Consider the following 14,078-nt stretch of genomic DNA (forward strand, 5'->3'; position numbering starts at 1 on the left):
ATTCATATTATGAAAGCAATGGTATTAAAGAGGATCGCACCTGTTAAAGAGGGCCGGAACCCGCTTGAATCGGCAGTCCTGCCGGTCCCGGAACCCGCACCCGAAGAGATCCTTGTCCGGGTCTCAGCCTGCGGCGTCTGCCATACCGAACTGGATGAAATCGAGGGGTGGACACCGCCGCCGGTACTGCCGGTGGTTCTCGGGCACCAGGTCGTGGGGCGGGTGGCGGAGACCGGCAGCAATGCCGGCAGGTTTAAAGAGGGTGACAGGGTCGGTGTGGCATGGATCCACTCTGCCTGCGGCAGGTGCCGCTTCTGCCGGCAGGGGCTTGAAAACCTGTGCCCGGAATTCAAGGCCACAGGACGGGATGCCAACGGCGGGTATGCCCAGTTCATGACGGTTCCCCAGGGGTTTGCCCACCCCATACCCCATGGGTTCAGTGATTTTGAGGCCGCGCCCCTGCTCTGCGCCGGTGCCATTGGATACCGCTCGCTTAGCCTGACCGGGCTCAAGGATGGCCAGAATCTCGGGCTGACCGGATTCGGTGCCTCCGGCCACCTTGTTTTGAAAATGGTCCAGCATCTTTTCCCCGGCGCCAATGTCATGGTATTTGCCAGAAGTGAAAAGGAAAGGGCTTTTGCCGTGGAACTGGGTGCGGTATGGGCCGGGGAAATCGATGAGACGCCCCCGGAAATGATGGACGCCATCATTGATACCACGCCGGTGTGGAAACCGGTTGTCGAGGCCCTGAAAAACCTAAACCCCTGCGGCCGGCTGGTCATCAATGCCATCCGGAAAGAAGAGGCCGACAAAAACCATCTTTTAAAACTGGATTACCCCGCCCACCTCTGGATGGAGAAAGAGATCAAGAGCGTGGCCAATGTCGCCCGCACCGATGTCAGCGCGTTCCTGACCCTTGCGGACCGGATGAATATCCGGCCGGAATACCAGGCCTTTGCCCTGGAAGAGGCCAACAGGGCGCTGGTGGAACTTAAGACAAGAAAAATCCGCGGCGCAAAGGTGTTAAGGGTGGATTGAGAAGAACGGGGTGACGGTTTGTCAGTCCTATGCCTGCGTTTATCTATTGACTTTGCTGGGCTGAGTGAATTAGGTATGACAGATGAATGATAACCGCTACCATGATTCCTTCATTCTGCTGGACACCTTGTTTCACAGGGTGGTCAACAAGATGAAACGGATCGAACAGAAGCCAAGGTATTTTGGCACCCCCTACCTGCTTTATCCCTCTGAAATCCATACCATTGAAAGCGTCGGGCGGCATCCGGGGATCAATGTCACCGGGCTGGCCGATCTGCAGGGCGTTACCAAGGGCGCAGTTTCCCAGGTGATCCGGAAGCTGGTGGACAAAAACATGGTCATCCGGATGAAAGACGAACAAAATGACAGGGATGTCCTGCTGAAGCTGTCGGATACCGGCCGGGTGGCATATGATGCCCATGAAGAATTCCATGCCAGAATATATCCCGAATTGACGACTGTTTTGGATGAGGCGGATGAAAAAACAATGGCCTTTGTTGAAAAACTATTTAAAAGCATGGATAAATTCTGCGACTCGGTCCTGAACGAACCCGAGTCTCCCCCCCCGTCCCCCTGATTCCTATTCTTTTTTAAACCGACATCGCAGTCCCGGATACGCAGTTTGTTTTTTTTAAAATTTTATTTGACAAAAAGGTTTAGCTGCTATACCGTTATGTTTAGCTGCTAAACCTACTGGGTTTCATGCTGCGTTTCCTATATAGTTCTTGAGGGTTAGTGTCGGAGGCGTAATAGGAATGAGTCATATTTTGGGTTTTGTGTAAATTTTTTTAATTTTATTATTTAGCTACTAAACAAAAAAGGAATTCCCATGACATTCATCAAACAACGGGGCGACCGGTTCTTTCGGTGCATGGCCCGCACCCTGTTCCGCCACAGGTTCAAAACCCTGATTGTGGTTTTGGGGCTCTTCCTTGCCCTTGCCGCCAACCTCGGGCGCCTGGGCATGGATGTATCCACCGAAGGCTTTCTCCACAAGGAGGATCCTTCACTTTTGGCCTACAATGAATTCAAACACCAGTTCGGCAACGACGATCTGATTCTGATTGCCGTTGAACCGGAGAGAGTTTTTACACTTGAGTTTTTTAAACTCCTGAAAAGGATGCACACTGAACTTGAAGCCAAGGTGCCCTATATCGATGACATCACAAGCCTTGTCAATGCCAGAAATACATTCGGGCAGGATGACTCCCTCTATGTCAGGGATTTATGCGACCCTTTTCCCGAGACCCAGGCGGAGGTGGATGACATCAGGGAAAGGGTTGCGGCCAATCCCCTGTATAAGGATATGCTCATTTCCGAGGATGGGGGCGCCACCTGCATTGTGATCAAGCTTGTTGCCAGCCCCCGGCTGGATGAGGCCGATCTTTTCGCCGGGTTTGAAGCGGGGGAGGGCGACGGAGACAACGCAGGGGGCGTCCAAGGGGCCTGGCTCACCGTTGAACAGAATGGTGAGGCTGTGGAGGCGGTATGGTCTGTCCTGGACTCTTACCGTGACAAGGGCCTTAAAATTTCCCTTTCCGGAACGGCCAGCGTCAACCATTTTCTCAAGGGAATCCTGTCCGCAGATACCCAGCGGTTTCTCAAACTGGGTTACCTTGGCGTCATGATTTTCCTTGTCGTCATGTTCCGCAGGGTCACAGGGGTGGTCGCGCCTATCCTCATCGTCACCCTTTCCCTTGTTTCCGCCCTCTCCCTAATGGCGGTCACAGGGATTACCTTCAAGATCCCCACCCAGATCCTTCCCTCATTTATCCTGGCCGTGGGCGTGGGATATTCGGTCCACATTCTCGCCCTTTTTTACAAACGCCTTAAAAAGAATCCCTCCCGGGAAGCCGCCGTGGTCCATGCCATGGGCCACTCCGGACTTGCCGTGGTGCTCACCGGCCTGACCACGGCCGCAGGTCTATTCTCCTTTTCCGGCTCAGAAGTCGCCCCCATTGCCGAACTGGGCCTATTCGGCGGGGCCGGGGTTTTCTTTGCCATGTTCTATACCTTTACCCTTTTACCTCCCATCCTTTCCTTTGCCAGGCGGCCCAAGGCTGACCCTGCCGAGCCCGGGAAGGGGCTTGATAGGCTGCTTTCTTTTGTGGCCCGGGTCTCCACCCGGTATCCCCTTTCCATTCTGGCCATCTCACTGGCCTTGTTTTTCTTGGCCTGTGTGGGAATCTTCCGCCTCAATTTCAGCCATGACGTATTGAGATGGCTTCCCGATACCGAGGCGTTGAGAATTGAGAGCGAACACATCGACGAGATCCTGAAAGGGTCGGTGAACATGGAAATTATTGTGGATACAGGGCGTGAAAACGGACTCTACGATCCCGAATTCATGGCACGCATTGAGGCTGCGGCCGGCCGCATCGCCGCCATTGAAGCGACCGGTGTCACCGCAGGCAAGGTCTGGTCCATTGCGGATGTGCTTAAAGAGACCCACAGGGCATTGCACAACAACAGGGATGAATTCTATACCCTGCCGGATACCCGGGAACTGACGGCCCAGGAACTCTTTCTCTTTTCCAATTCCGGCTCCGACGATCTGGAAGACTTTACAGATGCCCAATTTTCCCTGGCCCGGGTCTCTGTGAAACTCCCCTTTATTGACGCCATTGCCTATACCGATTACATCCACCGGGTCAATGAAATCCTGGCAAAGGAATTCCCCGGTCTCTCCGTTGAGACCACCGGCCTTATCATGATTTTTTCAAAGGTGATTGCCGCAGGCATCAACAGTATGGGACTCAGCTATCTCTACGCCTTTTGCACCATCTCCCTCATGATGATTCTCCTTTTGGGGAATCTTCGTATCGGGCTGGTGGCCATGATTCCCAACCTCATGCCCATCGTCATTATCCTGGGGATTGCCGGATGGTTCTCCATTCCGGTCAGCCTCTTTATCATGCTGGTGGGCAATATCGCCATGGGGCTGGCCGTGGACGACACCATCCATTTTATGCATAATTTCAGGCATTACCTGGACAAAACAGGGGATACGGCCGAGGCGGTGAAAGAGACGCTGATCACCGTGGGGCGCCCCATGGTGGTCACCAGCATTGTGCTGAGCATGGGGTTTTTCATCTATCTTTTCTCCGCAATGAACCATCTGACCCATTTCGGCCTGCTCACCGGCTGGGCCATTCTCATCGCCCTGGCCGCGGATTTTTTCCTGGCCCCGGCACTGGTTACGGTTTTCTTTGGGAAAAAAAGGATACGAGTGTCAAAATTGGCCAATGCAAAGGCTGCCATCGCCCTGATTCCGGCCCTGATGTTGGTGTGTTCATTTGTCAAGCCTGCCGCGGCCCAAGAGGGTACGGATCACGGGAATGAGAAAGCGGCACGGGCAATCATGACGGCGGTGGACCAGCGGTACGACGGGGACGACAGGACCGCCTCCATGACCATGGTCCTCGTGGACAAGAATAATAAGCAGCGGGTCCGCCGGCTTAAAGCCTTTACCAGGGATGACGGGGATGATACCTGGTCGGCCATGTTCTTTCTTGCCCCGGTGGATGTCAGGGAAACGGGGTTTCTTTCCCATGATATCGATAAGACCAACGATGACGACCAGTGGCTCTACCTTCCGGCCCTGCATAAGGTTAAGCGAATTGCCTCGGATGACAAGACGGCAAGCTTCATGGGGTCGGATCTCTCCTATGCGGATATGACGGACCGTGAACTGGACCTTTACGATTTCAAGATCCTCAAGGAGGCCGAGGTCAGGGGCGCCCCGTGCTGGGTCATCCAGTCCCTTCCCAGGACCGCCCAGGTGGTCGAGGATTTCGGGTATACCAAGTCCATCCTCTTTGTCAGAAAGGATTGCCATGTGGTTGTCCGGGCCATCCATTTTGTAAAAGAGGGAAACCGGCTCAAGTACCTGGATATTCCCAGGCTGGAAAAGATCGACGGGATCTGGACCGTCATGGAGATGCAGGTGGCCACCAAAAAGGGAAAAACCACCCTGCACAGGACTATTCTCAGGTATAACGATGTGGCCTATAACCAGGGGCTTGAGAAGAATATTTTCACCACCCGGCAGCTTGAAAAAGGAGTCAACTAACCATGAGTGCGTCAGCCCCCGGACAATTCCCGGCATGCCTGTCCTGGCGCCGGCCCTTTTCCGGCCTTTTAATGGGACTGCTCATGGGGCTTGGCCTGGCGTTGGGAACGGTATCCGCCGCGCCCGCAGCCGCGGAGGATACCGAACTTGACCTCCTGCTGGACAGCTTTGAGTCGGAAACCGCCGCCCCGGTCATTGCCCAAGCCCCTGAATTCATGGAAGATGAGCGGATCAGCCTTTATGGGGCCCTGAGCCTTTCTTCGGCCTTTAGAACCGATCCGGGCAGCAGGGACCGCCTTGCTGAACTGGCGGGTAAGCTGGTGCTCAAATCCCAGGCCGACCTGGGCCGGGGCTGGCGCTTTTTCATGGCGGCCCAGGCCTCCCACGACCTGGCCCCGGCCCTGGGCAATCCGGTTGAGGATGATTACAGATCCAGTGTGGAGCGCGAGCTTGAGGCCAGGGAGATCTGGGTGGAAAGAAGCCTGGCCCCCTGGCTGGATCTGAAACTGGGGCGTCAGATCGTTGCCTGGGGGACCTCGGAGGTGTTTCGACTGGTGGATGTGGTCAACCCCACGGACCAGCGTGAATTCGGTATGACTGACATTGAGGACCTCCGCCTGGGCCAGGCCATGTCCCGGCTGGACATGTACTCGGGCCCCTGGAACCTCACCCTGGTCATGCTCCATGGGGACCGCACCCCCCGGACACCGGCATGGGGAAGCGAGTTTTACCCTTCGGACACCCCACTGCCGCCCCTGGACGACGATAATTTCAGCCTGGACCGCCCCCGCTTTGCAGCAGCCCTCTCCGGGCGGTTCACCGGCTGGGATGCAGGGCTCTACCTTGCCCGGGTCCATGATGACAGGGCCTTCGTATATCTGGACAGCGGGGGCCATGCCCGTCTCAGATACCCGAAAATCAACATGGCCGGGCTCACCCTGACCAAATCTATGGGCAATTTTCTGGTTAAATGTGAGGCCGCCTTTTTTGACGGCCTCAGGTTCTCCCGGGAGCCGGACCGGTCCTGCAGGGAGCTGGACACCCTTGCCGGGGTGGAGTATTCCGGGTTCACCGATACGACCCTTACCGTTGAAGTGGTCAACCATCATCTCTTTTCACCTGGCAGGGACCTTGAACAGTCCCTGGAGCGGATGGAAAAAGACCATTGGGCATCGGCCTTCAGGCTGGCCCGGGAGTTTAAAAACGATACCGTCCACCTGACCCTGGTGGCCGGCTTCATGGGTGTTTCTGGAGATCTGGGCAGCTTCCAGAGGGGGGAGGTCGAGGTGGACCTGTCAGACACCCTGTCGGTGAAATTCGGCGGTGTTCTTTACCATGACGGGGAAAGCAGCCTTTTTAACAGGATAGAGAACAATGACAGGGTCTTTTTTTCGGTGTCCAGGGATTTCTCCCTGGACACGTCCTCTTTGTTTTCTTTTTGAACGGGGGCTGGCGGCAGTTTAGGGGATCATGTCCCCCCTGCCGATCAGCTCGATCACCGTATCGTTGAGCTGGTTATAGTAGATTTTTTTCCTTGCCGCGTCATTGATGGTCTGTTCCCAGGCCAGGAAGGATTCCACGTTTTTCAGGGTGTGTTCTGCATTCTTGGGCCCGCCCTTTTCGGCGATTTCCCGGATCCCTTCCATGGACTGCGGGTCAGTGGGGAAGTACATGGGGATGATGCCCTTATCTGCAGGCGCACTTGCGAAAATTTTCTGGGCCTCCCTTTCCCGTTCACAGTCCTGGATAAATTTTTCCAGGCTGAAGAAGTTCAGGCTGCCGAGGGCCCCAAGGGAATGGCGGATGATATGGACCCCGTATTTCCTCAGGGAGTTCCTGCTCAGTTCGGATTCCAGAATACTCTGGCGGGTGACGTCGATGGCGCTGGTGGAGCCCCCGGACTGGGCCGATGGCAGTTTGGTGATCCAGGTGTTGACCCGGGCCATGGCCGCGTTGATCAGGGGATTGTGCGGAGAACTGTATGAAAGGTCGCCGCCGGCTTCGGTAACACCGGGGATGCCGCCGTGCATGCAGAGTACGCCTGGATTCAGGGTCTGGGCGATGACGATCATGAACATGACCTGGGCGTGGATCTGGGTCAGCAGGGCTTCGGGGCTGCCCGGACCCGAGGAACCTGCAATGGTCAGGTCCAGAAGCAGGAGGTTGGCGTTGGAGCGGCAGCTGCGGATAAAGGGATTGACCATGGTGGCCATGGGGGCAAAGGAGGTGATCAGGCTGGTGCCGTCCACCCATTCATCCTTGCCGGCCAGAAAACTGATTTCATCGTCGGCCATGCCCTTGGCCGCAATCATCTTCAGGCCTGAAAAATGTTTTTCCATGAGCTGGGCCACCTCGTAGAGGGAGATGCTCTTGTCCTGGGCAACGGGGAGGCTGAAGATGCCGGTGACATCCTGGTTTTCCCCCACCACCTTTACGATTTCCTCGTACTCCTGGCGGTTGGCCTGGCGGAGTTCGTCGTCCCCGGGGCGTTTGAGAAAGGGGGGCGTGGCGCCGGTGCCGAAGGTGTTGGGCCCGGGGTCGGCCGCCATCTGCCGGGGGCATTTGGCCAGGCAGTCTTCGATGTATTCTTTTTTCAGAGGGATAAAATTGGCGGTTTCATTTTCAAAGTCAATGGCGTCGGCTTCCATGAGGATATCCATGAGTTCCGGGCTCTCGGATATATTCATACCGATATCGGTCAGCACCCGCTTCCCGTTTTCATGGATCCTGGCATAGGCTTCCTTTTCCCGGATCAGGTCGTCCATATCCTCCAGGCGGAGCCTGATTTTCTCCTGAAGCGCCTCATCGCCTTTTACATGGACGGCCAGGTCCGAATAAATGCTTTTTGCCTGTTCAAATTCGTAGTCCTTCTCAAGCCGGATGGCGGAGTCAAACCGTTCCTGTGCAGTGTTACTCATGTTGCCTCCTTATGATTTTTTTGTGCAAATTTCTAATGTGATTTGTGTACCTTAAATCCAAATGGATGTTTCTCTTTGCATGTTTGATGCCAGGACAAAAGTTGCATTTATAAAATGAGTGGAATTTAGCTGGTATTAATATTTATATTAAATTTCAATCATTTGCTCAATGGGAAAAATAATTCGCACAAGGTCCAGGTGAAAAAGAATCACCCGGGCGACAAGTTTTTTTCTGTTTTTTACTAAAATGAAAAGAAATTTTCACTTTCTGCTGCAGAACCGCCCGGGACGATGACGGGGGGGGAAGGGCTTGACGCCTTTTTTCTTAGGATATGTGCAAAAGAAATATCACAGCAGCGTCTTGACGAAAATATTTTCTTTGAGCTACAATGCCCTATATTTACGGCATATTTTTTGGAATTTAGGTGCATGATCCCTTTACCTCTTTTTCTGCGCTTGAATCCGGGGGCCATTTACCCGTTAGGGGCGGATTTGGTTTTCCCCCCCGCCGTCCACAATTAATACTGAAGCGTTAGTCCCGGATTATCCGGGCGTTTCTTATAAAAGATACGATACCAACCGCCAATTTACTTTCCGGGAAATCCATTCACCCGAAAGGAGCTTTCATGGCTATTGACGAGAACCAGACCGCCGATCGGATCTTGCCGTATTTCAAATCAATTCAATGCAGCAGTAATTCGGAAATCGTCATAGGGGGCGACAAGGCAAGTGCCCTCTACTATTTGAAAACCGGGGCAGTTGAGGTCTCTTACCGATCCCAGAATACGAAAATCGTTGTCGCCCTGATCGGCGAGGGGAACTTTTTTGGTGAGATCGGTTTTTTTGACGATATTTCCAGGGTCAGAGATATCCGTGCAACAATCCCGTCCGAAATCCTTGTGCTGGAAAAGCAGGAGATGGATAGAATTCAGGATGAAGATCCGGTGCTTTTCGGCAGTTTTATGGTTTTCCTGGCCCAAAGGATCTGTAACAAGTTCAGGAGAATCCTTTCGGAAAGGGATCCCCTTGCCAGTTATGCAGAATCCCTGTCCACCGGCCAGCGGAAGATGGGGGAATCAAAACCGCTCCCCGATGAGTTTTTCAAGACCCGGGAGGGCAGACAGATCAAGTCGTCTGTGGATGAGTTCAAGTCCCGGATGTTTGACCTTTCCTATGAGATCCAGAAACATTACCGCGAGGAAATACCCGAAGAATCAAGAGAAGAGGGATACCGCTGCCTGGACAACCTGCATGAGTGGCTCAGGTCGAACGGGCCGTCCATGGAGCAGTCCCCCAATGCGGACACGGTATGGAGCTATATATTCAAAGAGGTTTTCCCCTATTTCATGAGAAGCCGCTACCTGGAACGGGCCTATTTCAAGCCCAAGGGATACGCCGGGGATTGCAACATGATTGAAATGATATATGCCAATAAAGCCAATGGAGACGGGAAAATCGGGCTGCTGATAGACCAGTGGTGCCTTGAAAGCGCGTCATGCCGTGCCGTGCGTGGCAGAAGACGGCTGCTGGGCAGGTATTTGAAAACCTTTTGCGATGAAAAACAAATGCAGGGAGAGCCCATCCGTATCATGCCTCTTGCCTGCGGCCCCAGCAGAGAACTCTGCGATTTCCTGGACCAGTGCGAATACCGTACAAAAATCGAGGTGCTGTGTGTGGATATCGATCCGGAAGCGCTGGAAATGTCGGCAAAGAACCTGGATACGGTTGGCAGGGATTGTGATATACGATTCATGAATGAAAACCTGATAAAATGGGCGATTGGGAGCACCGACCAGGATTTTGGAAAAAAGGATATCATCTATTCGGCAGGGCTTCTGGATTATTTGGATGACGGCCTTTTTTCTTCATTTGTCACCCGGTGCCACCAGCAGCTCAGGCCGGGGGGGAGGCTCATCGTAGGAAATTTTGCTGCAGGGCCGGACAGGATATTCATGGATCATATCATAGACTGGAAATTGATTTGCCGGGATAAAAGTGATTTTCACAGGCTTTTTGCCGAAACGCCTTTTGGCCCGGATATTACCGTGGTGGGAGAGGAAGAGGGAATTAACCTATTTGCCGTTGCCACGGCCTAACCGTAAACCCAGGTGGAACTCATGAAAAACAGCCGGGTCGCCGATCTGAAACATGCCATTTTTGAGCAGGAGACACGCAGCCTTCTGCATCAACGGGTGAGGGTCTGCATTTGGCTCGGGATTATTCTCTATCCCCTGTTTTCGGCCCTGGACTACCTTGTGGCGCCGGATTATTTCATGGTATTTTTCCGGTACCGGATAATTTTTTCGCTCTCCTGCATGGCGCTTCTTTTTTTCCATTCCCTTGAAATATTCAGGAAGCATTCATTTTTAGTGGTGCTGATCTGGTTTACCATGGCCTCCCTTGCCATATCCATGATGATTGTCCATCTGGGAGGGTTTGGGTCTTACTATTATGTGGGCATCATCCTGGTCATGATGGTCTGTTCCATGGTCCTTCCCCTGGATGCGGGGCAGGCGGCTTTTTCATCCCTGATTCTGTATGCGGCCTATGTTTTCCCGGTTTATTTTCTTACGGAACCCCAGACCCACAATTTCAGAATGTTTTTGAACAATAGCTTCTTTTTTGCCTCGTTTATTGCGGTTTCCGTTATTCAATGCCATCAGGAAACAAAGGCCAGGAAGCGGGAGTTTGATTTAAAAATGAGGCTGGATTCCGACCTGGTGGCCTCGTACAAGGATTTTCAGAATGCGCGGGTGGCCACCATTCTGGGGCTTGCCAAGCTGGCCGAATACAGGGATACCGATACCGGGAACCACCTGGAGCGGATCCGGGAATATACCCGGGTGATTGCAACGGAGCTGGCTAAAATCTCAAAGTATAAGTCCTATATCACGGCAGAGTATATCGATGACCTGTACCTTTCGGCAGTCCTCCACGATATTGGAAAAGTAGGCATTCCGGACGCCATACTTCTGAAACCCGGCAGGCTCAGTGACGAAGAGTTTGAAATCATCAAGCTCCATACCATCTACGGCGGGGATATCCTGAGGATGGTCGAGGCAAGGGTTGAGGGGCAGTCCTTTGTGACCCTGGGCAGGGAAATTGCCTATTACCACCATGAAAAGTGGAACGGAACCGGCTATCCCAAAGGGTTGAAGGGGGAGGATATCCCCCTATCGACACGGATTGTCTGCCTTGCCGATGTCTACGATGCACTGACATCCAAAAGAAGCTATAAAAGCGCTTTTTCCCACGAAGAAACCAAAAATATCATCCTCAGGGGAAAGGGCACCCATTTTGACCCGGAGGTAGTGGAAGCCTTTGAGCGCGGAGAGAACGAGTTTGAAATGATACGGGCCCGGATGCCGGCGCTGGGCAATTGATCCTGCCTTTTTAAAACGGTTCTCCCCCTTCTTTGCTCCAGGGACTGTACTCTATGATATCAGGGGCGTATATCCGCAAGGGGGCGTCTAATGATCAATGCACTGCGTGTACAGTTTATTGCAAAAATCTATCAGGCGCATATCCTGGCCGTATCCCCCAATAAAAGAAAGACCGACAGGCACTCCGCCCTCCTCTGATATTGGAATGGTGATTTGCGGGGTGCGGGATAACGATGAAATGGCGTTAACGCACATCGCCCGGGGAATATATTCTCCAGCAAGGAATTCGGGGGTGACTTCCTCTAACCGGGGCGCCAGGTCCACGGTTGTGGGGAAACATAAAATATTGCCCTCACAAAGAAACCGGTTCAGTTTATTCTGAAATGATTTTCTGATGAAAAGCGCCTCTTGAATCTCATCCCGGGCGGCGGAGGCGGCGTAATTTGAAAGGCTGAATTCGACCCCGGCACTCAATTGGGGGCTTTCGGCCGTGACCCAGCCGCCAAATGTATTCCATATTTCTGTGGACAGCAGGAAGCCCAAATGCAGAAAAAGATCATTGAAGTCCGTATTCAAACCGGTGAGTTCGGATAAGGCCAGAGTTTCATGGCTGAGGTGATGGGCTATTTTATGTTGAACGGGATCTGTTGCCTGTAAAACCTGTGCGCCGGATATCTGGAAGACCTCTTCCACAAAACAGACCCTCGGCAGATCGCCATGTTCTGACTCCTCCTCTGCAAGCAGAACCTGCATTGCTTTTTCCAGGATCCGCCCGTTTTGAGAGATAATGCCGACTGTGTCAAAAGAGGGGGCCAGGGGCAATACGCCTGCAACCGAAATCGCACCATGGGAGGGCCGGTATCCCCAGACACCGCAATTGCTTGCGGGCACCCTGACAGAGCCGCCGGTATCCGTGCCAATGGCAAAATCAACCGCCCCCCATGCAACCGCCGATGCCGATCCGCTTGATGACCCCCCGGGGATTCTGCCCGGCGCTTTGGGGTTGAGCGGGGTGCCATAAAAGGAATTTACCCCGAGGAGGCTGTATGCCAGCTCATCTGATTTGGTTTTTCCCTTGCAGATTCCGCCTTCGGATAGAAGCTGTTCAAGGCATATGGCGTTGGCCACCGGCGTGTAATGGGTGTCTGCCCAACCGGGACTGCCATAGCCGGTTGTCTGGTGTCTAATATCTATGTTGTCTTTTACCGCAAAGGATAATCCGCTTAATCGGCCTTGCGAATGGGGATGGATGGATTCCCTGGTAACAAATGGATCCGAGGCATCAGAATCATTCACGTTCATTTTTTTTCTCTCAGGTCATAACAATTGGGTTCTGCATCGCGGGCTGGAAACTGAGCGGAACCAGTCTGATTTGATGCGCCAGTTTTTTACAGGTCCCCTTTCAGCTCCTGACCTGTCCGTCACCCCAGGCCACGAATTTGGTGGTGGTCAGCTCCTTGATGCCCATGGGGCCGTATGCGTGGAGTTTGGAGGTGGAAATGCCGATCTCCGCACCCAGTCCCAGCTCGCCCCCGTCGTTGAACCGGGTGGAGGCGTTGACGATGACCAGGGAGGCGTCCACTTCACGGACAAAACGCCTGGAGCGGTGGTAGTCCGTTGTGATGATGGCCTCGGTGTGGTTGGAACCGTACCTGGCGATATGGGCCATGGCATCGTCCATGTCGTTGACGACCTTGACGGCCAGGATGAGATCCAGATACTCGGCTTCCCAGTCTTCTTCACTGGCCGGCCGGGCCTCGGGGATGATGGCGCAGGTTTTTTTGCAGCCCCGCAGGGTGACGCCGGCACCGGCCAGGGCCTTGGCGGCCATGGGCAGGAAGGCGGCTGCTGCCCCTTCATGGACCAGCAGGGTTTCCAGGGCGTTGCATACCCCCGGGCGCTGGGCCTTGGCATTGACCACGATGGCTGCGGCCATGTCGAAATCGGCCAGGTCGTCCACATAGGCGTGGCAGACTCCCTTGTAATGCTTGAGCACAGGGATGGTGGACTGGGCCACCACGTGGCGGATCAGGCCTTCGCCCCCCCGGGGGATGATCAGGTCGATATTCTCTTCCTGTTTGAGCATGATGTTCACCGCTTCCCGGTCGGCCGTGGGGATGACCTGTACGGCGGCACCGGGGAGGCCCGCCCCTACCATTCCCTGTTCAATGATGCCGGCCAGGGCCCGGTTGGAGTGGATGGCTTCGGAGCCGCCCCGCAGGATGACGGCATTGCCCGCCTTGAGGCAGAGACCGGCGGCGTCCACGGTGACATTGGGCCGGGATTCATAGATAATGCCGATGACGCCCAGGGGGATTCTCATCTTGGCCATTTCCAGCCCGTTGGGCCGGATGGCGGAATCGCTTAAAGAGCCCACGGGATCATCAAGACCGGCCACAAAGCGCAGCCCTTCGGCCATGCCTTCGAGCACCTTGTCGGTAATGGTCAGCCGGTCTACCATGGCGGCAGACAGTCCGTTTTCCCGGCCGGCCACCACATCCTTGGCGTTTTCCCCCTGGATGGATTCTTTATTTTTCAGCAGCAGGTCGGCAATGGCGTTGAGGGCGGTATTTTTCTTTTCCGAAGAGAGGGTGGCCATGATCCGGGCTGCGGCCCTGGCGCTTTTGGCAATATCGATAATCTGGTTTTCCAAGGACATGATAGGTC

Annotated in this window: 9 protein-coding genes; 6 read left to right on the plus strand and 3 right to left on the minus strand. The window is 54.0% G+C overall.

Translation table 11 applies throughout. From position 1 onward, the window contains the following. Positions 1–9 precede the first annotated feature (9 nt). The 4 genes from HUN04_20775 (at position 10) to HUN04_20790 (ending at position 6,552) form a co-directional block, all read left to right on the plus strand. Positions 10–1,038, plus strand: coding sequence for a zinc-dependent alcohol dehydrogenase family protein (locus HUN04_20775; GenBank protein WDP92019.1), 1,029 nt, complete (start codon positions 10–12; stop codon positions 1,036–1,038). 82 nt (positions 1,039–1,120) lie between these two features. Further along, positions 1,121–1,615 carry a MarR family transcriptional regulator gene (locus tag HUN04_20780; GenBank protein WDP92020.1) on the plus strand — a complete coding sequence of 165 codons (495 nt, stop codon included), beginning with the start codon at positions 1,121–1,123 and terminating at the stop codon, positions 1,613–1,615. A 252-nt stretch (positions 1,616–1,867) separates the two neighbouring features. Continuing rightward, positions 1,868–5,110, plus strand: coding sequence for an outer membrane lipoprotein-sorting protein (locus tag HUN04_20785; GenBank protein ID WDP92021.1), 3,243 nt, complete (start codon positions 1,868–1,870; stop codon positions 5,108–5,110). A 2-nt stretch (positions 5,111–5,112) separates the two neighbouring features. Further along, positions 5,113–6,552, plus strand: a complete 1,440-nt coding sequence (locus HUN04_20790; protein ID WDP92022.1) for a hypothetical protein — start codon at positions 5,113–5,115, stop codon at positions 6,550–6,552. Positions 6,553–6,570: 18 nt separating this feature from the next. Here HUN04_20790 and HUN04_20795 read toward each other — a convergent pair whose 3' ends face one another. Then, positions 6,571–8,028 carry a trimethylamine methyltransferase family protein gene (locus tag HUN04_20795; protein ID WDP92023.1) on the minus strand — a complete coding sequence of 486 codons (1,458 nt, stop codon included), beginning with the start codon at positions 8,026–8,028 and terminating at the stop codon, positions 6,571–6,573. Between the two features lie 626 nt (positions 8,029–8,654). Between HUN04_20795 and HUN04_20800 the strand changes: the two genes are divergently transcribed. Next, on the plus strand, positions 8,655–10,124 hold the full coding sequence (locus tag HUN04_20800; GenBank protein ID WDP92024.1) for a cyclic nucleotide-binding domain-containing protein: 1,470 nt from the start codon (positions 8,655–8,657) through the stop codon (positions 10,122–10,124). Positions 10,125–10,145: 21 nt separating this feature from the next. Next, positions 10,146–11,411, plus strand: coding sequence for an HD domain-containing protein (locus tag HUN04_20805; GenBank protein ID WDP92025.1), 1,266 nt, complete (start codon positions 10,146–10,148; stop codon positions 11,409–11,411). Positions 11,412–11,498: 87 nt separating this feature from the next. Here HUN04_20805 and HUN04_20810 read toward each other — a convergent pair whose 3' ends face one another. Further along, positions 11,499–12,713 carry a glutamyl-tRNA amidotransferase gene (locus tag HUN04_20810; protein WDP92026.1) on the minus strand — a complete coding sequence of 405 codons (1,215 nt, stop codon included), beginning with the start codon at positions 12,711–12,713 and terminating at the stop codon, positions 11,499–11,501. Positions 12,714–12,813: 100 nt separating this feature from the next. Beyond that, a complete protein-coding gene (locus HUN04_20815; GenBank protein WDP92027.1) occupies positions 12,814–14,070 on the minus strand; it encodes a glutamate-5-semialdehyde dehydrogenase in 1,257 nt (418 codons plus the stop codon). Positions 14,071–14,078: the final 8 nt, after the last annotated feature.

The sequence above is a fragment of the Desulfobacter sp. genome (assembly GCA_028768525.1).
Classification (GTDB): domain Bacteria; phylum Desulfobacterota; class Desulfobacteria; order Desulfobacterales; family Desulfobacteraceae; genus Desulfobacter.

What these genes read in the sequence shown, in the direction of transcription:
- HUN04_20775 (WDP92019.1), top strand. Translation starts at nt 10, where the DNA reads ATGAAAGCAATGGTATTAAAGAGGATCGCACCTGTTAAAGAGGGCCGG.
- HUN04_20780 (WDP92020.1), top strand. Translation starts at nt 1,121, where the DNA reads ATGAATGATAACCGCTACCATGATTCCTTCATTCTGCTGGACACCTTG.
- HUN04_20785 (WDP92021.1), top strand. Translation starts at nt 1,868, where the DNA reads ATGACATTCATCAAACAACGGGGCGACCGGTTCTTTCGGTGCATGGCC.
- HUN04_20790 (WDP92022.1), top strand. Translation starts at nt 5,113, where the DNA reads ATGAGTGCGTCAGCCCCCGGACAATTCCCGGCATGCCTGTCCTGGCGC.
- HUN04_20795 (WDP92023.1), bottom strand. Translation starts at nt 8,028, where the DNA reads ATGAGTAACACTGCACAGGAACGGTTTGACTCCGCCATCCGGCTTGAG.
- HUN04_20800 (WDP92024.1), top strand. Translation starts at nt 8,655, where the DNA reads ATGGCTATTGACGAGAACCAGACCGCCGATCGGATCTTGCCGTATTTC.
- HUN04_20805 (WDP92025.1), top strand. Translation starts at nt 10,146, where the DNA reads ATGAAAAACAGCCGGGTCGCCGATCTGAAACATGCCATTTTTGAGCAG.
- HUN04_20810 (WDP92026.1), bottom strand. Translation starts at nt 12,713, where the DNA reads ATGAACGTGAATGATTCTGATGCCTCGGATCCATTTGTTACCAGGGAA.
- HUN04_20815 (WDP92027.1), bottom strand. Translation starts at nt 14,070, where the DNA reads ATGTCCTTGGAAAACCAGATTATCGATATTGCCAAAAGCGCCAGGGCC.